The 18,978-nt window shown below is 61.8% G+C and carries 19 protein-coding genes and 1 tRNA gene; 6 read left to right on the top strand and 14 right to left on the bottom strand.

Annotated elements, in window-relative coordinates:
• Positions 1 to 374 precede the first annotated feature (374 nt).
• Positions 375 to 466 (top strand) — tRNA-Ser (locus tag I554_RS0104510).
• Between the two features lie 206 nt (positions 467 to 672).
• On the opposite strand, the gene I554_RS0104505 is transcribed toward I554_RS0104510, so the two are convergent.
• From I554_RS0104505 to I554_RS0104450, 10 genes are all read right to left on the bottom strand, one after another.
• Entirely contained in the window at positions 673 to 939 is a 267-nt protein-coding gene (locus tag I554_RS0104505; protein ID WP_024575144.1) for a sel1 repeat family protein, read from the bottom strand.
• A 1,122-nt stretch (positions 940 to 2,061) separates the two neighbouring features.
• On the bottom strand, positions 2,062 to 2,235 hold the full coding sequence (locus tag I554_RS27180) for a hypothetical protein (RefSeq protein ID WP_155848254.1): 174 nt from the start codon (positions 2,233 to 2,235) through the stop codon (positions 2,062 to 2,064).
• A gap of 193 nt (positions 2,236 to 2,428) precedes the next feature.
• Positions 2,429 to 3,913, bottom strand: a complete 1,485-nt coding sequence (gene gatB / locus I554_RS0104485) for an Asp-tRNA(Asn)/Glu-tRNA(Gln) amidotransferase subunit GatB (RefSeq protein ID WP_024575143.1) — start codon at positions 3,911 to 3,913, stop codon at positions 2,429 to 2,431.
• Positions 3,914 to 3,961: 48 nt separating this feature from the next.
• On the bottom strand, positions 3,962 to 5,347 hold the full coding sequence (locus I554_RS0104480) for a patatin-like phospholipase family protein (RefSeq protein WP_024575142.1): 1,386 nt from the start codon (positions 5,345 to 5,347) through the stop codon (positions 3,962 to 3,964).
• A 130-nt stretch (positions 5,348 to 5,477) separates the two neighbouring features.
• Complete coding sequence (locus I554_RS0104475) at positions 5,478 to 5,792, bottom strand: chorismate mutase (RefSeq protein ID WP_024575141.1); 315 nt, start codon at positions 5,790 to 5,792, stop codon at positions 5,478 to 5,480.
• Positions 5,792 to 7,270 carry an Asp-tRNA(Asn)/Glu-tRNA(Gln) amidotransferase subunit GatA gene (gene gatA, locus I554_RS0104470; RefSeq protein ID WP_024575140.1) on the bottom strand — a complete coding sequence of 493 codons (1,479 nt, stop codon included), beginning with the start codon at positions 7,268 to 7,270 and terminating at the stop codon, positions 5,792 to 5,794. Before gatA ends, I554_RS0104475 begins: the two co-directional genes overlap by 1 nt.
• Positions 7,271 to 7,459: a hypothetical protein gene (locus I554_RS0104465; RefSeq protein WP_002712143.1), complete on the bottom strand. Its 189-nt coding sequence runs from the start codon at positions 7,457 to 7,459 to the stop codon at positions 7,271 to 7,273.
• Between the two features lie 17 nt (positions 7,460 to 7,476).
• Positions 7,477 to 7,764: an Asp-tRNA(Asn)/Glu-tRNA(Gln) amidotransferase subunit GatC gene (gatC, locus tag I554_RS0104460; protein ID WP_024575139.1), complete on the bottom strand. Its 288-nt coding sequence runs from the start codon at positions 7,762 to 7,764 to the stop codon at positions 7,477 to 7,479.
• Between the two features lie 149 nt (positions 7,765 to 7,913).
• Complete coding sequence (locus I554_RS0104455) at positions 7,914 to 8,990, bottom strand: nitronate monooxygenase family protein (protein ID WP_024575138.1); 1,077 nt, start codon at positions 8,988 to 8,990, stop codon at positions 7,914 to 7,916.
• 82 nt (positions 8,991 to 9,072) lie between these two features.
• Positions 9,073 to 10,299 carry a YbfB/YjiJ family MFS transporter gene (locus I554_RS0104450; protein ID WP_244432710.1) on the bottom strand — a complete coding sequence of 409 codons (1,227 nt, stop codon included), beginning with the start codon at positions 10,297 to 10,299 and terminating at the stop codon, positions 9,073 to 9,075.
• A 129-nt stretch (positions 10,300 to 10,428) separates the two neighbouring features.
• Between I554_RS0104450 and I554_RS0104445 the strand changes: the two genes are divergently transcribed.
• The 3 genes from I554_RS0104445 to I554_RS0104435 all read left to right on the top strand — a co-directional run bounded on the left by I554_RS0104445 (position 10,429) and on the right by I554_RS0104435 (position 12,810).
• Positions 10,429 to 11,319: a LysR family transcriptional regulator gene (locus I554_RS0104445; RefSeq protein WP_024575136.1), complete on the top strand. Its 891-nt coding sequence runs from the start codon at positions 10,429 to 10,431 to the stop codon at positions 11,317 to 11,319.
• Positions 11,320 to 11,388: 69 nt separating this feature from the next.
• Positions 11,389 to 11,880, top strand: a complete 492-nt coding sequence (gene ruvX / locus I554_RS0104440) for a Holliday junction resolvase RuvX (protein ID WP_024575135.1) — start codon at positions 11,389 to 11,391, stop codon at positions 11,878 to 11,880.
• Between the two features lie 3 nt (positions 11,881 to 11,883).
• Entirely contained in the window at positions 11,884 to 12,810 is a 927-nt protein-coding gene (locus I554_RS0104435; RefSeq protein WP_024575134.1) for an AEC family transporter, read from the top strand.
• 4 nt (positions 12,811 to 12,814) lie between these two features.
• On the opposite strand, the gene I554_RS0104430 is transcribed toward I554_RS0104435, so the two are convergent.
• From I554_RS0104430 to I554_RS0104415, 4 genes are all read right to left on the bottom strand, one after another.
• Positions 12,815 to 13,597: a type II CAAX endopeptidase family protein gene (locus I554_RS0104430; RefSeq protein ID WP_024575133.1), complete on the bottom strand. Its 783-nt coding sequence runs from the start codon at positions 13,595 to 13,597 to the stop codon at positions 12,815 to 12,817.
• A gap of 125 nt (positions 13,598 to 13,722) precedes the next feature.
• Positions 13,723 to 15,372 (bottom strand): acyl-CoA dehydrogenase family protein, encoded by a 1,650-nt coding sequence (locus tag I554_RS0104425; protein WP_024575132.1) that lies wholly within the window; start codon positions 15,370 to 15,372, stop codon positions 13,723 to 13,725.
• 64 nt (positions 15,373 to 15,436) lie between these two features.
• The gene (locus I554_RS25410) at positions 15,437 to 15,706 is read right to left on the bottom strand and encodes a hypothetical protein (RefSeq protein ID WP_029660806.1); all 270 of its coding nucleotides are present in this window, start codon (positions 15,704 to 15,706) and stop codon (positions 15,437 to 15,439) included.
• 81 nt (positions 15,707 to 15,787) lie between these two features.
• Positions 15,788 to 16,531: a M15 family metallopeptidase gene (locus tag I554_RS0104415; RefSeq protein ID WP_024575130.1), complete on the bottom strand. Its 744-nt coding sequence runs from the start codon at positions 16,529 to 16,531 to the stop codon at positions 15,788 to 15,790.
• Between the two features lie 185 nt (positions 16,532 to 16,716).
• Between I554_RS0104415 and I554_RS0104410 the strand changes: the two genes are divergently transcribed.
• Positions 16,717 to 17,670, top strand: coding sequence for an aspartate carbamoyltransferase catalytic subunit (locus I554_RS0104410; RefSeq protein ID WP_006020914.1), 954 nt, complete (start codon positions 16,717 to 16,719; stop codon positions 17,668 to 17,670).
• 5 nt (positions 17,671 to 17,675) lie between these two features.
• Positions 17,676 to 18,977, top strand: coding sequence for a dihydroorotase (locus tag I554_RS0104405; RefSeq protein WP_024575129.1), 1,302 nt, complete (start codon positions 17,676 to 17,678; stop codon positions 18,975 to 18,977).
• The last annotated feature ends 1 nt before the right edge of the window (position 18,978 follow it).

Below are 18,978 nucleotides of genomic sequence, written 5' to 3'. Positions count from 1 at the left end.
GACTGATAATATTACTGTATTCTAGTTGCCCCAAAATGTTCCGCTGAAACGCCTATGTGGCAACGCACACGGCCGCAACACTCCCCTCACCTGTGAATTGTCGAATCGCAGACACGGAAAAAGCCTGCGTTGCCTGCCCTTAAGCTCACGGGATTCGGGGACAACAGGCCGTTGTGATGCCCGTATTCCCTCGTATTAGAGGCTGTCACGACGGTCTTGGAACCCCGAACCGGCCTCTGAGCGGCGTTGCGGCTGCCGAAGACATTATAACGTGAGACAAAGAACTGCCGCCCGGACCTCATATCAAAGGCTAAGTTCAGGAAAAGTCTGCAGCGACTTGCGGCGCGTGACCGCGTAAGGCATATCGAGCCTGTGGAGACGTGGCCGAGCGGCTGAAGGCACTCGTTTGCTAAATGAGCATACCTTGAAAAGGGTATCGAGGGTTCGAATCCCTCCGTCTCCGCCACCCGCATTCAAGTCATCGATGTAACTGGACGAAACGCCGGCGGACGTCGCATCGCCGCGAGATCACGCAGCACGACGGTTCAGAGCGCAAATATTCGGCCGCCGGAAACAAGGGCCATTTTGCGAACGACAGAAAACCGAAGCGCAGCGCGACCGCCCGACCGCATCGAAAGTATCGATGAATGGCCTACTTCCGCGCGAGTCGCCTTAGTGCGTCGCCATCCATGCACGGGCTTCACGCTGGGCGGTTGCGATCTCGACGTCCGACATCAGGCCCGCGATTTCCCGGCGCAGCGGAATGGCGTCGCCCCGGCCCTTGAGCGCGGCAAGGTTGAACCACTTGTGCGCAGCGACCAGATCGATCAGGCCGCCGCGGCCAGTCGAATAGATCATTCCGAGGTCAAACAGCACATCGCCGTTCGCCGCGGCCTCGATCGGCATTGCGCTGCCGGTATCAATCGTTCCCTGAAACATCCTGGCTCTCCGATTCTCGCCGCGCGGTGGCGGCTGGCAATCCCCTGCCGCGGCGAGCGCGGCTCCTGTCGTTGTTCTGTTTGACGCGACCGTTGCTTTTGTTGGCGCGTATTCCGCAAAACCGGCTTGCCAATCCTGCGGAATACGCGTTCGCCGTTTTGCCGGCTTGTTGGGATCATCATGACCCCTAAAATTTGAATCGCTGTTTAAGCATCGCTATGAATCGAACGTGAAGACCACATCGGCCCGGCGCGCGTCGAATCTTGAGAAACCCGCTGTTTGCAGGGCTTTCCCGATGGTCGTGAAAATCGATTCACCATCGTATTTGGCAAAGCAATAACCACGGCATGAGGCGGCTTCACGCAAGCGGCAATATTCGACCATGCCTCAACGATCCCACGCGGCCGGTCGCGGCGGGAGTATCGGGCAGCAGACATCATACGTCGGCCGCGGCCTCAACGTCAGGAGATGGGTCTGGATTTCGGATGACTGCCGCTGCATGCGCCGGAACGGCGAGATCGCGCGAGTCAAAAAAACGAGGGCGTCGGTGAACACGTCAGGACTGAGATTTCACCGGCGTAACCCTGCCGGGAAACTGCGAGGTCATCCCCCGCAACGAACGAAGAGCTCTTGAACTCTTCTGCCTGACCGGTTGGCCGGGCCGTCTCGCCTGATGTCTCGCCGACACCCTCTTTCGTCGACCGGAGCCGCCGGTTCAAATCTGCGCTTGCGAACAGAATAGTCTGACGGCTCTTGTGACGGTGCCGGCATCACGTGCCGGCAATTCCATAAGGCGTAGCCTTACTTCTTCTTCTTGGCGACCTTGCGGGTCTTCTTGGCAGTCTTCTTCACTGCCGACTTCGCCTTCTTCGCCTTCTTCGCTTTCTTGGCCATGTTGCCCTCCTAAGTTAGTGAGATGGCTTAATCGCTGTGTGCACTCGGGAATCGAAATGCACTTCATCTGGATTACACCAACGCGTTCAAAAAAACAGTGTCCCGCTTAAGGAAGTGTTTACGCACAAGGCGCGCCGCACGCTGCAAACACAAAACGGAAGCGCCGCAACGCATCGACACGACACTCCATCGCGCGCAGAAAACCCGAGAGAGAAGCAACATCGCGCATCAAAGAAACGGCTGTGCCGCAGCGATTTCTTTCATCGCAACACAACGCGCATCGTAACGCCTGTAAAACCGCACATAACTCTGCACCCGTCGAAAAACGCGTTTCGCGGACTCTGAGTCGCTTTTTTTGGCAACAAAAATATTTTCTGGAAAATTTGGTTTTGGCGCGATCATCGCTCGCGCCCGCGAACTTTTCCCGCCCTTTTTGCGAATCTGATTCGCAAATCGATTCCACCTCACGAGACGTTTTCGTTGTCCGCGCGATGGCGTCGCACGCTCATCATCGCATCGAAAACAAAAAACGAGACGGCCGGAGGACGCGCGGAAGCGACGCCGCACGCCCTCTGCATCCTCTCGTTAACGATGTTCAGATGCCGAGCTTGGCCTTCAGCAGGTCGTTCACCGCCTGCGGGTTCACCTTGCCGCCCGATGACTTCATCACCTGACCGACGAACCAGCCCATGAGCTGAGGTTTGGCGCGCGCCTGCTCAGCCTTGTCGGGATTGGCGGCGATGATGTCGTCCACCACCTTCTCGATGGCGCCAAGATCCGTCACCTGCTTCATGCCGAGGCTGTCGACCAGCGCTTTTGGATCGCCGCCTTTGGTCCAGACGATCTCAAACAGGTCCTTCGCGATCTTGCCGGAGATGGTTCCTTCTCCGATCAGGTCGATGATCGCGGCCATTTGCTCCGCCGATACCGGCGACCAGGCAATATCCTGCCCTTCCTTGTTGAGGCGGCCGAACAGTTCGTTGATGACCCAGTTCGCTGCGAGCTTGCCGTCACGCGCCTTGTCCGCGAGCTTGCCCAGCACCGCCTCGAAGAAGCCCGCGCTTTCACGTTCGGCGACCAGAACACCAGCGTCGTACGGCGTCAGGCCGACTTCGGCGATGAAGCGCTCACGCTTTTCGTCCGGCAGCTCCGGCAGCTTCGATTTCAAATCCTCTACGTAGTCGGCGGTGAACTCCAGCGGCAGCAGATCGGGGTCCGGGAAGTAGCGATAGTCGTGCGCCTCTTCCTTCGAACGCATCGAGCGGGTCTCGCCCTTGTTCGGATCGTACAGCCGGGTTTCCTGATCGATGGTGCCGCCGTCCTCCAGAATTCCGATCTGGCGGCGGGCTTCGTAATGGATCGCCTGCCCGATAAAGCGGATCGAGTTCATGTTCTTGATCTCGCAGCGGGTCCCGAGCGCTTCGCCGGGCCGCCGCACCGAGACGTTGACGTCCGCGCGCAGGTTGCCCTTCTCCATGTCGCCGTCGCAGGTGCCGAGATAGCGCAGGATCGAGCGAAGCTTGGCGACGTAGCCCTGCGCTTCCTCGGCGGAGCGGATATCCGGCTTCGAGACGATCTCCATCAGGGCAACGCCCGAACGGTTGAGATCGACAAAGGACATGGTGGGATGCTGATCGTGCAGCAATTTGCCGGCGTCCTGCTCCAGATGCAGCCGCTCGATACCGACCGTCACGCTCTCGCCGCCAGGAAGATCGACGACCACGGCGCCCTCGCCAACGATCGGCGATTTGTACTGGCTGATCTGGTAGCCCTGCGGCAGGTCCGGGTAGAAATAGTTCTTCCGGTCGAAGGTCGATTTCAGGTTGATCTGTGCCTTGAGGCCAAGCCCGGTGCGCACCGCCTGCGCCACGCACTCCTCGTTGATAACGGGCAGCATGCCGGGCATCGCCGCGTCCACCAGCGAGACGTGATCGTTCGGCGCGCCGCCGAATTCGGTTGAAGCGCCGGAGAACAACTTCGAGTTGGAAGTCACCTGGGCATGGACTTCCAGACCGATGACCATTTCCCAGTCACCGGTGGCGCCCTTGATGAGTTTTGACGATTTGACGGGTGCGTTCATGGGGCGCCTTTTACCTTGATGGCGCGGGTGAGAAAACCCCGAATCAGATCACAGGTTCGCTGCGAAACTGCGGAAAACCGGGCTCGCCCGCAGCGCATCGCGCCCGGCCTCGATAACGCTGTCGACCTGCTCGGGTGGCAGGTGGAAGCGCGTCGGCACCCGTTCGAGGTCCGCCGCGCGGGCCTGATCGAGCTGATCGAAACCGATCCGGCCGACATAGAATTTCAGATCGCGGCAATTCCAGTTTGGGCCCGCGCCATAGCGCGCCCTGTCCGCCGCGGATAATCCGCAGCGCCATCTGACGAGCGAACCCTGCCAGTCTGTCATGGTCGCGTTGAATGCAGTGAAGCTGCCTGCGACACTGGCATCGATGGCGGTGTCTGCCGCAGCCTTGACGAGTTCCGCCCCGGTCGGCCCCTCCACGGTATTGATCCAGCTGCCGGACAAGCCGGTCTTCGCATCGACGACCAGGATCAGAGCACGCCGCAGTTTCACCGCCTGCCTTGGGTTAAGCGGTCCATACGGCGTATCCGACGACAGCCGCGCGATGGTCATGCCGGCCAGGCCATAATTATCGACGAGGCCACCATCGAGCAGCTTGATGTAAGGCATCGAGCCATCGTGGTACCGGCTGATCGCCTTGGCGAACGAGTTCAGCATCGGAGGCGAATTGGCATTGTCCCGCGCACGCACGATCCAGGGCGGCAGCCGGTCATTGCACTTTCCGGGGAACGTCTGGATCACAACCGGCGCGAACGCCACGGGGACCGCTGCCGAAGCCGCAACCGCATTTGCCAGCGGGTATTCGGACAGGTTGCTGCACATGGCGCCGAATGCCACCGCGCCGAACACGAACGGCGTCCTGTTATAAATGTCGGAGGCATTGATCCAGACCTGCGGCCGGCTGGTCAGGCCCAGATCGCGAAACGTTGCGCCCTGAAACAGATTGGCGTCGAGCCAGCGCGGAAACCCCGTCGAGTCGTTGATACCACCCGCGACCGCGCGTGAGAGAGTTGCCAGAGTAAGGTTTGTCTGCAGCCCCTCCTCCGCGTTGCGCAGAAGAAACCTTTCGCGAAAATCGGCAAGAGCGGCCCGCTTTCGCAAACCGAAATAGGCCGCCGTGACCGAACCGCCCGACACACCGGAGATGAATTCGACCCGATCGATCATCGCGCCTTGCGCGCCGCGAACCGGAATGCGTTCCATCTCCTGCAACACGCCGAAGGAAAACGCAGCGGCGCGGGTCCCGCCGCCTGAGAAGGACAGCCCGACGACCGTGTCGTCGTAACTCGTCGTCTCGCCGAAGCCGATATTGCCTCTGTCAGCAAGATTGTCTGCGCCAGGCAGATTAACCGGTGCGTTCTGAATCGAGGCGCAGCCCAGCAGAATGCCGGACACGAACGCAACACTGGCGAGAGGACGCACCCAACGCATAATCACCGATCCCACCGGCCGTTATCGCCGCTGGCAGTTAATGAACACATACCGCCTCTATCAGGCATTCGGCGGACAAAGTGGTGAATACAAGGCGGGTGGGCATGACCTGCGCCGCAGGTCCTTCGCGTCAGGATTTCACCGACAACGGATTCTCTGCGCCACCCAGATACCGGTCCTCATAGGCGATCGACCAGTCGATCAGCCTGCGCCAAATCTCCTCGGCGAGATCGGGAGGCATGCCGGCAGCCTTTGCTTCCCCGCGCACATTGGCGACAACACCTTCGATCCGGTCGGGAATGGCGGCAGGAAGATTGTCACGTGCCTTGACGGCGATCACCTGATCCAGAACTTTAACTCGTTCGGCAAGCAGGGCCACGATATCGCGGTCGATCCGGTCGATGACAGCGCGCAGATCAGCAAGGCCTTCCTGCCCCGCCTGCATCAGGCCCACCACTTGTTCGCGGTGAAGTGTCCCGCCGCCTGCTCGATCACCTCGCCGAGCGAGAACAGCGTCTCTTCATCGAACGGCCGGCCGATCAGTTGCAGGCCGAGCGGCAGCCCCTGCCCGTCGGTACCCGCAGGTACTGCGATGCCGGGTAGTCCGGCCATGTTCACAGTCACCGTGAAGATGTCATTGAGATACATCTCGATTGGATCGGCCTTGCCCTTTTCACCGATGCCGAATGCAGCGGATGGCGTCGCCGGAGTCAGGATGGCGTGAACGCCCTTTGCGAACACGTCCTCGAAGTCCTTCTTGATCAGCGTGCGGACCTTCTGCGCGCGCAGATAGTACGCGTCGTAATACCCGGCCGAGAGCACGTAAGTCCCGATCATGACACGGCGGCGGACTTCGGCGCCGAACCCTTCGGCGCGGGTGTTCTCGTACATTTCAACGATGTTCTTGCCATTGACGCGCGCGCCATAGCGAACACCATCGTACCGCGCCAAGTTGCTTGAAGCTTCCGCGGGCGCGACAACGTAATAAGCCGGCAATGCGTACTTGGTGTGAGGTAGCGAGACCTCGACCAGCTCAGCGCCCGCAGCCTTCAGCCACTCGGCGCCCTGCGCCCACAGCCTGTCGATTTCGCCGGACATCCCGTCGAGCCGGTATTCCTTTGGGATCCCGATTCTCATGCCCTTCACCGACTTGCCGATGGCGGCCTCATAGTCCGGCACGGGACGATCGACCGACGTCGTGTCCTTCGGATCGTGACCGGCCATCGAGCGCATCAGGATCGCGGTGTCACGCACGGTGCGCGCGAACGGGCCGGCCTGATCGAGCGACGAAGCGAACGCCACGATACCCCAACGCGAGCAACGGCCGTAGGTCGGCTTGATGCCGACGATGCCGGTGAACGCCGCCGGCTGGCGGATCGAACCGCCGGTGTCGGTGCCCGTTGCACCGAGGCAGAGGTTTGCAGCCACCGCCGACGCGGAGCCGCCCGATGAACCGCCGGGAACGAGGCTGGCATCCGAACCTTCGCGCCGCCACGGATTGACCACCGGCCCGAACGCCGAGGTCTCGTTGGACGATCCCATCGCGAACTCGTCGCAGTTCAGCTTGCCCAGCATCACCGCACCGTCACGCCAGAGCTGAGAGGTGACAGTGGATTCGTACTGGGGAATGAAATTGCCGAGAATCTTCGAGCACGCCGTGGCCCGCACCCCGGTGGTGGCAAACAGATCCTTGATCCCGAGTGGAATGCCCGCGAGCGGGCCCGCCTCGCCTTTCGCGATCGTCGCATCCGCCGCGCGCGCCTGTTCACGCGCCTGCTCCGGTGTCTCCAGCACATAGGCGTTGAGCACACGCGCCTTTTCCATCGCGGCGAGATGCGCGTCGGTCAGTTCCAGTGCCGTGAAGGATTTCTGCGTCAGCCCCTCGCGGGCGTCGGCGAGCGTCAGTGAAGTCAGGTCGGTCATTTATTCTTCAATCGGATCGCAAATAAAGGGAGACTTGTTTTTCTTGGCTTGCGCCGCCTCGGCTTCGAGCATGTCGATCACCGCGTCGATAGCCTTGTCCGGATCGACATTCTTTCCCTGCCGCTCCATCTCGTCGAGATAGGTCATGTAGGCCGCATAAGCCTTCTCGTCGCTGCACAACAGGCACATGGCGTTTGCCTCGGGTTCTATTCGACGACTTTGGGCACCAGAAAGAAGTGATCTTCGGTGGCGGGCGCATTGGCGAGGACCTTGTCCGGTATCTCGCCGTCGCTGACGACGTCCGCGCGCTTCTTCATCTCCATCGGCATGACCGAGGTCATCGGCTCGACGCCATCGATGTTCACCTCGGACAACTGTTCGACGAAGGCCAGCATCGCGTTGAGTTCCCCTTGCAAATGGGAAACTTCCTCATCCTTCACGGCGATGCGCGCAAGATGCGCGATCCGGCGGACGGTGGCGGCATCGACTGACATATTCCGGAGACTCCAGGGACGGCTGTATTTAGCCGCCCTCATAGAGCATTCAGCGTGGATCGCCAACGCCAAATAAGTCGCGCATATACCGTCGCAACCGGAATTAGTAGAACGATCTCAAATGCTTGTGTCAAACATTGCGTATGACACTATCCCGCCAGACTGCGCATCCGATCGAGCGCTTCGGCCGCCAATGCGCGAGTCAGGTCAGCAGCACCCATCTGATGTCCCAGAGCCACAGACTGGCCCGCCCACAGATTCGTAAAATCCACCCGTCCCAACTTCTCCGCCGCAACTTTAAGCGGCCCGAGTGCCGTCGCAGCGTGCGGAAACGCAGGTGCCTCCGACGACACCGGCCCGACCTCCCGCATCAGCCGATTGGCGACGCCACGCGCAGGACGGCCAGTCATCACATTGGTGATGACGGTCGACTCGTCAGTCGCCCCGGTCAGCGCCGCTCGCCCAAGTACGCTGATTTTTGAATCTGGCGTATGCAAATAGGCTGTTCCGATCTGGACGCCCGCAGCCCCAAGCGCAAAGGCTGCCGCAATCCCTCGCCCATCGGCAATGCCACCCGCGGCGATCACCGGCACCCGCACCGCGTCCACGACTTGCGGCACCAGCGACATCGTCCCCGGCTGCGACGCGATGTTCTGCGTCAAAAACATTCCGCGATGTCCGCCAGCTTCCGCGCCTTGCGCGATAATCGCATCAGCACCGTTCTGCTCGAGCCACACAGCTTCCTTTACGATGGTCGCGGAGCCGATGACGATGGCTCCCGCCGCCTTCACGCGCTTCAGCAGCGCGTTGTCCGGGAAGCCGAAATGGAAGCTCACAACTTCAGGCTTCAATTCTTCAACCAGTTCGCACATCTGCGCGTCGAACGGTGCCCGATTGGCGGCGTTCACGCTCATACCGGGATCGAGCCCAAGCTCCTGAAAGTAAGGCGTGAGCCGCTTGCGCCACCCGGATTCGCGGTCTGCATCAGCTTCAACCGGTGTGTGACAGAAGAAATTCATGTTGAGCGGCGCACTGACGCGCTGACGGAAGATCTGAACCTGCTCACGCGCCTTCTCAACCGACAGCATCGCGCACGGCAGCGATCCAAGTCCCCCGCCCTCCGCAGCGCCAATCATGACATCGACGTCCTGGACACCAGCCATTGGTGCCTGAACGATTGGAACATGAATCTTGAACAGTTCGATAATTCTACGGTCGGGCCACATCGGTTTCTCATCTATGTTGGGGTGGTCGAGGCTCTTTCGGCTGGAATTCTAACTATCACATTGTTCGGCTCGCCTTTGCGCATCAACCGGTGTCGCCGGACGCGCGTGCGCTCAGGCCAAGTGTAAAACTGCTTGCCGCCAGCGCAAACGCTGCGATCGCGCTGGGCCACGTCAAACCACCGTGGAACAGATTCACGGTGAGAGGTCCAATGATTTGCCCGAGGGCGAACGCGGCGGTGTAGACGGCGATCAGCCGCGGTGCCTGCGTGCCGCCCAGACGCCGCGCCTCCTGAACGCCGGCCATGGTGATGACCATGAACGTACCGCCGACGCACAACGCCGAAAACAGCAGGACGTAAAGATTGACCGCCAGCACCGGCGCGATCACGCCGATGGCCAAGACCCATTGCCCGTAAGCCCAAAGCCGCCGGGGCGAATGTCCCGGCAAGAAGCGCGCGGCAAGCGCGGTCGATATCGCAGCCGCAGCCCCGAACACCGGCCAGACCCAACTGAACACCGCAGGATTCGTGATCACATCGCGTGCCAGCGCGGGCAGAAAAGTCGCGGGAATGATGTAGCCGAAACCGAAAGCGCCATAACAGAGCGCCGCGAGCCATGCGTGAGCGGACAGTGGTGCGTGCCCCCTTCCGACCGCCGGGGGAGCCTGCGCGGCATCATTCGCGAGACGGCGCCACAACGTAAATGCAAAAGCCGCGGCGGTCGCACCAAGAACGATCCACGTCGCACGCGATCCCAATCCGGTCACGCCCGCGACGAGGCTTATCAAACCAGCAAAGCAAATTCCCACACCGACGCCGGAGAACACCCGCCCCGACCATGACGTCTTGCCAAGATGTGCGAGGATGGGCATGGCCCAGGCGGATACGCCGACCAAAACCAACGCGCTCGCCGCACCGGCAAGAAACCGCAACGCCAGCCACAGCCAGAATTGGTCCGTCGCCGCCATGCCGAGGGTGAACACGGCAATTGACGTCAGGCCCCACTGGATTGCCCGCGCCGGCGCGGGCGATGCGGAAATGCAGATCACCGCTCCGACCAGATAGCCGACGTAATTCGCAGTCGCGAGCCAGCCTCCCTGCACGAGAGTCAGACCCGCATCCTGCTGCATCAGCGGCAACAGCGGCGTGAACGCGAAGCGGCCAATTCCCATCGCCACGGCCAGACCGATCAGCCCGGTCCATACAGCGGTGACGGCTGTGGGCGGCGCAGAAAAAACAGCGGGCGCAGTGGTGGACGACATGGCGGACTTGATCGAAGCTGTCTGCAGCAGGCGGCAAGAGAGAAACATTCCCGCACGCCGCAGCTTGAATCCGTTTCCCAGAAGAGTACGCTGGTTTTAAATTCCTGAATAATGAATAATTGAGAACGCTTTGTTCTCGATTTGGAAATATTGTCAGTCGCACCGGAGAACAGAACGATGAACTTCGCCGATCTGCAGATCTTCAAGACGGTTGTCGAGGAAGGCGGGATCGTCAAGGCGGCTCGGAAACTGCACCGCGTTCCTTCCAACATCACCACGCGCATCAAACAGCTTGAGACCGCAGTAGGCACTCCGCTTTTTCATCGCAGCCGGCAGCGCCTGCACCTGTCGCCGAGCGGTGAATTGTTGCTGGGTTATGCCGCGCGGCTGATCGATCTTTCCGAAGAGGCGCGCCATGTTGTCTCCGGCACCGCGCCGCAAGGCTTGCTGAAACTGGGCTCACTGGAGAGCACCACCGCCAGCCGCTTGCCCGCCGTGCTCGCGGAGTTTCACCGCCGCTATCCCGATGTGCGCCTCGAACTGATCACCGGCACCAACGATGCCCTGGTCAATGCGGTGACCGAACGGCGGCTTGATGCCGCGTTTATCGCAGAACCTCCGTCTTCGCGGACGCTTGCCCATCTGCCCGTGTTTCGCGAGCGATTGATGGTGATCTCAAGTCTCGACCACGAGCCGATCAGAAACGCGCGCGATGCCGAGGGACAGAGCCTGATCGCCTTCCCGGACGGCTGCGCCTATCGCCGCGTCCTTCAGCGCTGGCTCAGGCGCGACAGCCTGACCACTTCGCGGGTGCTGGATCTGAGTTCGTACCATGCGATCGTTGCCTGCGTCGCGGCTGGCACAGGGATTGCCCTGATGCCGGAGGCCGTGCTGGATGCCATGCCGCTGACGCACGTGCGCCGCAACCCTATCCCCCGCTCCCAAAGCGAGATCGTCACGCCGCTGATCTGGCGGAAGGGTGAAATTTCTCCTCCGGTGCTGGCGCTGCGTACGCTCATGGCCTCGGTCGGCACGGCGCCGAAGCGGCGCGTGAAGCAGAACGCCTGAGCCGGCTGATCCCGGACACTTCCTGCCTGAGGCTTTGCAACGCAAGCTCCTCGCGTGATAAGCGAAGCAATGCCCGCACCCATCCTGCCGCTGATCGAAGCCGCCGCGCTCTGGCCCGCACGAGGAGCCCTGATCGGGCTCGATCTCGGCACCAAGACCATCGGCGTCGCCGTGTCCGACCCGGATCGTAAACTCGCGACCGGCATCGAAACCATTCAGCGCAAGACTTTCACGGCCGACGCCGCGCGGCTGCTCAAGCTGTCCGCCGAGCGCAACGTTGCTGGTTTTGTTCTGGGCCTGCCGATCAACATGGACGGCAGCGAAGGCCCGCGCGCGCAATCGACACGTGCCTTCGCCCGCAATTTCGCGAAACTCACCGAGCTTGCCATCGGCCTGTGGGACGAGCGGCTGTCCACCGTCGCGGTCGAGCGCGAACTGATCGACATGGACATGAGCCGCGCGAAACGCGCGAAGGTGATCGACGAACACGCGGCGATTTTCATTCTGCAAGGCGCGCTGGACCGGCTCGCGACATTGCGCAAGGCGTCCGGAGACCACTGACCAATGCTGACGATCGTTGCGGCCATCGTGCCGATCTTTCTGCTGATCGTGATGGGCTTTGCGCTGCGCCGTCTCCTTCTGAAAGAGGAATCCCATTGGGTCGGAACCGAGCAGCTTGTCTATTATGTGCTGTTCCCCGCCCTCCTCTTTCGGACACTTGCGCGTGCAAAACTGTCAGAAGTGCCGCTGTTCGGTGTCGGCGGCGCGCTGCTGATCGCTGTTTTGCTGATGGCAACGTTGTGCCTCGCCTTGCGGCCGATCCTCATGAAGCGGCTGAGCGTCAGCGGCCCTTCATTCACCTCGATCTTTCAGTGTTCCTGCCGGTGGCAGACCTACGTCGCGCTGGCGGTCGCCGGAAATCTGTATGGCGATATCGGACTCACCCTCGCCTCCGTGGCGATGGTGGCGATGATTCCCATCCTGAACGTCCTGTCGGTCTGGGTGCTGGCGCATTACGCTGCGCCGACGCGGCTGTCATGGCCGCGTATCCTGCTGACAATCGCGCAAAACCCCTTCATCTGGGCCTGCGCGCTTGGTCTGGCCGCCAACCCGATCGGCCTCAAGCTTCCAACATGGATTGATGAATTCATCGATGCACTCGGCCGCTCTTCCCTCGCCCTCGGGCTGCTCGTTGTCGGCGCGGGACTTCAACTCAGGGGCGTCCTGCGGCCCGGTCCGCCGGCGCTGCTGTCGTGCGTGTTGAAACTTGTCCTGATGCCGATCTTCGCAATATCGCTCGGTCTGGCTTTCGGGCTGTCTGGTACAAGCCTTGCGATTGTCGCCTGCTGCTCGTCGGTTCCGACAGCGTCGAGTGCCTACGTGCTCGCACGACAGATGGGTGGCGATGCCGCGCTGGTTGCGGAAATCCTGACACTGCAGACAACCCTAGCCATCGTCACCATGCCAATTGCCATCGCGCTGGTGACTTAAAGCTTCAGGGATTGTTCGCCAGCCAGATGGTCTGGATGGTCGCGGCAAGATTGTTGAGACCGTGTAGGATCACGGTGAGCCACGTCGAGTTGCTGCGATAGCGCAGATATCCGAGCAGCAACCCGATAGAGAACACCTGCGCCAGAAAGAACCAGTTGTATTGCAGGTGCATCATCGTCCAAACCGCCGATGACAGCAGGATCGCACCTGCGGGACGCAGAACCGATTCCGACCAGCCGCGATAGAGAAATCCGCGCGCGAAGAACTCCTCGACAATCGGCGCCGCCACGCAGAACGCGAAAACCAGCAGCCACAGCGCACCATCGGCCCGTGCTGTTTTCAGGACATCGATCATGAAGCCCGGTGAAGATTCGCGTCCCGCCACGCGGCTGATGACTTCCCACGCGACCATCAGCAGCACCATGCTCGCGACGCCTGCCGCGAGCATGCGCCACGATGGCCAGCGCAGCGCCAGATAGTCGGCGAACGGTGTCCGCGACAGTCGCGTCGCGAGCCACAGCATCGCAAGGATGGCCGGCAACCCCATAATCACCGAGAGCGAAATGATCCGCCCGTTCGTGAGCAGGGCCGTCATGGCGCCGGTGTCCATGAGCTCGCCGCTCATAACGAGGAAATAGGCGACCACAGCAACCTGCCCGGCGAACATCGCGCCAAACAGGGCGACGCCCCAAAGGCTGGTGCCGATGAACTTCCAGACTCGCGGCTCGCGGCTTTTGCCCGGCGGCGACACAGGGGCAGCGTCAGCAGGGCTTTCAGCAGCAGTCATGGTCCGGTCTCCAGCCTATTTGGGCGGATTTTGACGGCCAGTCATTAATGATCCATTCCGCCATTGCGCGCGAAACGAGGGCAATCAGCCTGGAATCCGGTGAGCGGAATTTTGATCGCCCATCGTCACGCCGGCAATGCGCGATCCAGCAGCCCGCGAATATCATCCGCGGCAAGATCGACCGCACCATAGAGATTGCCGTGATTTGCATCGAGCCGCGTTCTCGCGAACAGTTCGGCATGCTTCGGCGATATCTCGTTGAGCGCGGCGGTTGCGGCGACGAGGGCAAGCGTTTCCACGGCGAGCCGCGCAACACGCTCTGCGTCGGGCTGACGAAACGACTTCGCGATGAAGCCGACCGCTCCGACCACACCCGGCAGTCCCTTGGTCTGGTCGACGAGACCGCGCAGCACGTCCGCCGCGGCGTCAGCCTCGCGCGACAGTGCACGCAGCACATCGAGGCACATCACATTGCCGGAGCCTTCCCAGATCGCGTTGACCGGCGACTCGCGGTAGTGCCGCGCCAGAATGCCCTCCTCGACGTAGCCGTTGCCGCCAAGGCATTCCATCGCCTCGTAGAGAAAGCCCGGCGCGCTCTTGCAGGTCCAGTATTTCACCACCGGCGTCAGCAGACGCATGTAAGCCGCTTCCGCCTTGTCCGACGGCGCGCGGTCGAACGACCGGCACAGCCGCATCACCAGCGCGGTCGACGCTTCCACATGCAACGCCATGTCGGCGAGCACGCTGCGCATCAGTGGCTGATCCGCAAGATGCTTCTGGAACACGCTGCGATGGCGGGCGTGGTGAAGCGCATGCGCCAAGCCCGAGCGCATCAGGCCTGCGGAGGCCAGCGAACAATCCTGCCTCGTCAGCGACACCATCTGGATGATCGTCGGCACGCCGCGCCCCTCTTCACCAAGGCGCAACGCGTAGGCGTTCTCGAACACCACCTCTGACGAGGCATTGGAGCGGTTGCCGAGTTTGTCCTTCAGGCGCTGGAAGTGAATGCCGTTGACCGAACCGTCCGGCGCGAAGCGCGGCATGAAGAAACAGGTCAGCCCGCCTTTCGTCTGCGCCAGCACGAGGAATGCATCACACATCGGCGCCGACATGAACCACTTGTGCCCGGTGATGCGATAGGCGTCGCCGTCACGCACCGCCCGCGTGATGTTCGCGCGCACATCTGTGCCGCCCTGCTTTTCGGTCATGCCCATACCCATGGTCATGCCGCGCTTGGTCCACCACGGGGCGAATGAGGGATCGTAGCTGCGGGTGCCGAGCACCGGCATCACCTTTGCGCGTAGCGCCGGATCGACCGCCAGCGCGCCGACTGCCGCGCGGGTCATGGTGATCGGGCATAAATGCCCGGTCTCGACCTGCGAGGCGATGAAGAACTTTGCGCCGCGTACGACCTCGGACGCTCCGCCCGCGGTCTCGCCATTCGCGTTCCAGGTCGAGTTGTGAATGCCGGCGTGGGCGCTGTGCGCCATCAGTTCATGATAGGCCGGATGAAACTCGACCTCGTCTCGGCGGAAGCCGCGCGCATCGAAGGTTTTGAGCTTCGGTGTGTTTTCGTTGGCGATGCGGCCACGCTGCGCCATCGCCGCCGAGCCCCAGTGCTTGCCGAAATCGGCAAGCTCCGCCGCGACACCCTCACCGCCGTTCGCCGCAACCGCTTCCGCAAGCGGGCGATCAAGCGAATACAGATCGACGTCCTCGAACGGCGGCGACTGGTTGAAGACTTCGGTTGTGGCGGACAGGATCGATTGCGTCATGTGTCGTTCTCGCAGTTGAGAACAACAGGTTACACCGGAACGCGGCGCGTTTCACGCCATCCTGTTACGGAATATTGTGCGGGGCCGGTTCTTTGCTGGAGGGCTCTTTCGCCTGCGGAAGATCGTCATAACCGCGACGGCTTGAATAGAACGTCAAAGCCATCAGGCCAAAACCGATCAGAAGCGAGAAGAAAATCCCCAGTCCCATGGCGATGTAGCCATGGATCGACATCTGCACATCGGAATGTGCAACCCAGCCCTGCCACGCCCACCATATCGTGGCTGCGAGAATGGCCAGAAGAACGGTCGTGACTGCAATAGCGCCCCTGCTCATGACGAGGCCTTTCTGCATTGGCGCGCCGGGTCGTGCGCTCATGTGACGAAGCTATGCTCGGCGGACTGAAATTCAAGGCGACTATCGTTTCGCCACTGGAAAATCGAACGCGGTATTTCCCGGACCCGGCAGCGAAAAGTGCCACCACTCCAGCCGGAAATTCGCAAATCCCTGCTTCGCCATCGCGCTGACCAGCGTTTCACGCCACCTGCGCTGCTGCGCCGTGATCGCCTTCGAGCCGGTATGCGCCTTCTCGTCAGAACAATCGTACCCGGTGCCCATGTCGACGCTGCTGTCAGGCGCGCGAAGATTTTGCGGTCCGGTGCAATCGGCATAATCGCCCTTCGGATCGAACGGCGCGACCCTTGTCGCAGGCAATTGCACCAGCGTGAGATCCACCGCCTTGCCGGTCGAATGTCCTGAATGTCTGGCGATGTAGCCAAGCTCGAACAGATCGGCCTTGCGCATTTTCGGATTGTAACGGCGCTGCGCCGGTGTCTCCTGGCCGTCCTGCGCCCACGCATACATGTCGTCCACCGCGCGCTGCGGGCGATAGCAGTCGTACACCTTGAGCGACAGCCCGAGCGGCTTCAGATCCTGCTGCACACGCTTCAGCGCGGCGCCGACGCTGCGGGTGACAATGCACTCGCCCGCCTCGTAGCCGTTCAGCACGCGCCCGACAAAATTGTTGGCCGTCGCATAGCGCATGTCCTGAACAATGGTCGGATCGACATCGCGCAGATAGACAAAATCCGCAGGCAACGGCTGAGCCGCCGCCGCAGACACCCCAAGGCCGCCCAGCAGGATTGCAGTTGTAAGTCTCATGACCCGGCGTCCGTTATTATGCCGCCGGGTCGAGCCCGGCCACGACGGCGAAAATACGATAGAAGCAATGCTCCGCAGCATGCTTTCGAGCCGTTTACCCTGCCCGGACATCAGCGGGGGAAAACTTCTCAGAGGCCGAATCCGCCTTGCTCCGCCGGGCAACTCTGCCTATAGCTCTTGCTTTAATGACAACTGCATCAAAATCGACTTTCGTCCTCGGACACCGGCATTTGCTGGGCATCGAGGGCCTTTCCGCGGCCGACATCAGCGGCCTTCTGGACCTTTCCGAAGAATTCGTCGAACTGAACCGGCAGGTCGATAAAAAGCGCACCAATCTGCGCGGCCGCACCCAGGTCAACCTGTTCTTCGAAGCCTCCACCCGCACCCAGTCCTCGTTCGAAATCGCGGGCAAACGGCTCGGCGCGGACGTCATGAACATGTCGGTCTCGTCGTCCTCGATCCGCAAGGGCGAGACGCTGATGGACACGGCGGTGACACTCAACGCCATGCATCCGGACATTCTGGTGGTGCGCCATCATGCGTCAGGCGCAGTGGAACTGCTCGCCCAGAAAGTCGACGGCTCGGTCATCAATGCCGGCGACGGCGCGCACGAACACCCCACTCAGGCGCTGCTCGACGCGCTGACCATCCGCCGCAACAAGGGCCGGCTCGAAGGTCTGCTGGTCGCCATCTGCGGCGACGTCCTGCATTCGCGGGTTGCCCGCTCCAACATCATCCTGCTCAACGCCATGGGCGCGCGCGTCCGCGTGGTTGCGCCCTCCACGCTGCTGCCGCCCGGCATCGAGCGCATGGGTGTCGAGGTCGCGCGCGATATGCGCGAAGGCCTCGAAGGCGCGGACATCGTGATGATGCTGCGGCTGCAACGCGAGCGCATGAACGGCTCGTTCATTCCCTCGAGTCAGGAATACTTCCATTATTACGGCCTCGACCAGAAGAAGCTCGCCTATGCCAAGCCGGACGCGCTGGTGATGCATCCGGGGCCGATGAACCGCGGAGTCGAGATCGACTCCATTGTGGCGGACGGTGCGCAGTCGCTGATCCGCGAACAGGTCGAAATGGGTGTGGCGGTGCGCATGGCAGTGCTCGAAGCACTGGCTCGCAACCTGCCTAACGCGTGAAGCACATGCGCACAGATCGACGCCCCATCCTGCTCGCCAACGCCCGCATGATCGATCCTTCCCGCGATCTCGACGGTCCCGGTGACGTGCTGATTGCCGACGGCATGATCCGCGACGCGCGCCGCGGCATAGGCGCAGCGGGCGTTCCCGAAGGCACAGACATTATTAATTGCGCCGGCAAGGTGGTCGCCCCCGGCCTGGTCGACATGCGCGCCTTCGTCGGGGAACCCGGCGCCGGCCATCGCGAGACCTTTGCCTCGGCGAGCCTCGCGGCTGCCGCAGGCGGCATTACCACCATTGTCTGCCAGCCCGACACCAATCCGGTGATCGACAACTCCGCGACCGTGGATTTCATTCTCCGCCGCGCTCGCGACACCGCCATTGTCAACATTCATCCCATGGCCGCACTGACCAAGGGCATGAAGGGCCATGAGATGACCGAGATAGGCCTGCTCAAGGCGGCAGGCGCGGTCGCTTTCACCGATGGCGACAAGAGCGTGATGAATGCGCTGGTGATGCGCCGCGCGCTGACCTACGCCCGCGATTTCGATGCGCTGATCGTGCAGCACACCGAAGACCCGGACCTCGTCGGCGAAGGCGTCATGAACGAAGGCGAACTCGCGTCACGGCTCGGCCTGTTCGGAATCCCGAATGCGTCCGAGGCCGTCGTGCTGGAGCGCGACATGCGCCTCGTCGCGCTGACCGGCGGGCGCTATCACGCCGCTTCGCTGACCTGCACCGACTCCCTGGATATCCTCAAACGCGCCAAGGATGCTGGCCTGAACGTCAGCGCATCGGCCTCGATCAATCACCTGACGCTAAACGAGAACGACATCGGTCCCTACCGCACCTTCCTGAAGCTGTCGCCGCCGCTGCGCACCGAACAGGATCGCATGGCACTGGTGGCGGCCCTCGCATCCGGGCTGATTGACGTCATCATGTCGGACCACAATCCGCAGGACGTCGAGGTCAAGCGTCTGCCGTTCGCCGAAGCTGCCGCCGGCGCGATCGGTCTCGAAACCATGCTGTCTGCTGGACTGCGCCTCGTTCACTCCGGCGACATCGAGCTCAAGACGCTCATCCGCGCCATGTCCACCCGCCCCGCCGAACTGCTTGGCCTGCCCGGCGGCTCGCTGCGGCCCGGCGCGCCCGCCGACGTGATCGTGATCGATCTCGACACGCCCTGGGTGCTCGATCCGGCAGACCTGAAATCGCAGTGCAAGAATACTCCGTTCGACGAAGCTCGCTTCACCGGCCGTGTCGCGCGCACCATCGTTGACGGACGCACCGTCTATGAGCACGTGTGAA

This window comes from Afipia sp. OHSU_II-C1 (assembly GCF_000497575.1).
Classification (GTDB): Bacteria; Pseudomonadota; Alphaproteobacteria; order Rhizobiales; family Xanthobacteraceae; genus Afipia.
This window is presented reverse-complemented; position numbering and strand designations above follow the sequence as displayed.

Bases quoted from the DNA above. Each gene is read 5' to 3' on its own strand.
- gatB (WP_024575143.1), bottom strand. From the start codon at position 3,913: ATGAACGCACCCGTCAAATCGTCAAAACTCATCAAGGGCGCCACCGGT.
- I554_RS0104455 (WP_024575138.1), bottom strand. From the start codon at position 8,990: ATGTGGCCCGACCGTAGAATTATCGAACTGTTCAAGATTCATGTTCCA.
- I554_RS0104415 (WP_024575130.1), bottom strand. From the start codon at position 16,531: ATGAGACTTACAACTGCAATCCTGCTGGGCGGCCTTGGGGTGTCTGCG.
- I554_RS0104445 (WP_024575136.1), top strand. From the start codon at position 10,429: ATGAACTTCGCCGATCTGCAGATCTTCAAGACGGTTGTCGAGGAAGGC.
- I554_RS0104410 (WP_006020914.1), top strand. From the start codon at position 16,717: ATGACAACTGCATCAAAATCGACTTTCGTCCTCGGACACCGGCATTTG.
- I554_RS25410 (WP_029660806.1), bottom strand. From the start codon at position 15,706: ATGAGCAGGGGCGCTATTGCAGTCACGACCGTTCTTCTGGCCATTCTC.
- I554_RS0104425 (WP_024575132.1), bottom strand. From the start codon at position 15,372: ATGACGCAATCGATCCTGTCCGCCACAACCGAAGTCTTCAACCAGTCG.
- I554_RS0104465 (WP_002712143.1), bottom strand. From the start codon at position 7,459: ATGTGCCTGTTGTGCAGCGACGAGAAGGCTTATGCGGCCTACATGACC.
- I554_RS0104405 (WP_024575129.1), top strand. From the start codon at position 17,676: ATGCGCACAGATCGACGCCCCATCCTGCTCGCCAACGCCCGCATGATC.
- ruvX (WP_024575135.1), top strand. From the start codon at position 11,389: ATGCCCGCACCCATCCTGCCGCTGATCGAAGCCGCCGCGCTCTGGCCC.
- I554_RS0104450 (WP_244432710.1), bottom strand. From the start codon at position 10,299: ATGTTTCTCTCTTGCCGCCTGCTGCAGACAGCTTCGATCAAGTCCGCC.
- I554_RS0104435 (WP_024575134.1), top strand. From the start codon at position 11,884: ATGCTGACGATCGTTGCGGCCATCGTGCCGATCTTTCTGCTGATCGTG.
- I554_RS27180 (WP_155848254.1), bottom strand. From the start codon at position 2,235: ATGATCGCGCCAAAACCAAATTTTCCAGAAAATATTTTTGTTGCCAAA.
- I554_RS0104430 (WP_024575133.1), bottom strand. From the start codon at position 13,597: ATGACTGCTGCTGAAAGCCCTGCTGACGCTGCCCCTGTGTCGCCGCCG.
- gatC (WP_024575139.1), bottom strand. From the start codon at position 7,764: ATGTCAGTCGATGCCGCCACCGTCCGCCGGATCGCGCATCTTGCGCGC.
- I554_RS0104505 (WP_024575144.1), bottom strand. From the start codon at position 939: ATGTTTCAGGGAACGATTGATACCGGCAGCGCAATGCCGATCGAGGCC.
- gatA (WP_024575140.1), bottom strand. From the start codon at position 7,270: ATGACCGACCTGACTTCACTGACGCTCGCCGACGCCCGCGAGGGGCTG.
- I554_RS0104480 (WP_024575142.1), bottom strand. From the start codon at position 5,347: ATGCGTTGGGTGCGTCCTCTCGCCAGTGTTGCGTTCGTGTCCGGCATT.
- I554_RS0104475 (WP_024575141.1), bottom strand. From the start codon at position 5,792: ATGCAGGCGGGGCAGGAAGGCCTTGCTGATCTGCGCGCTGTCATCGAC.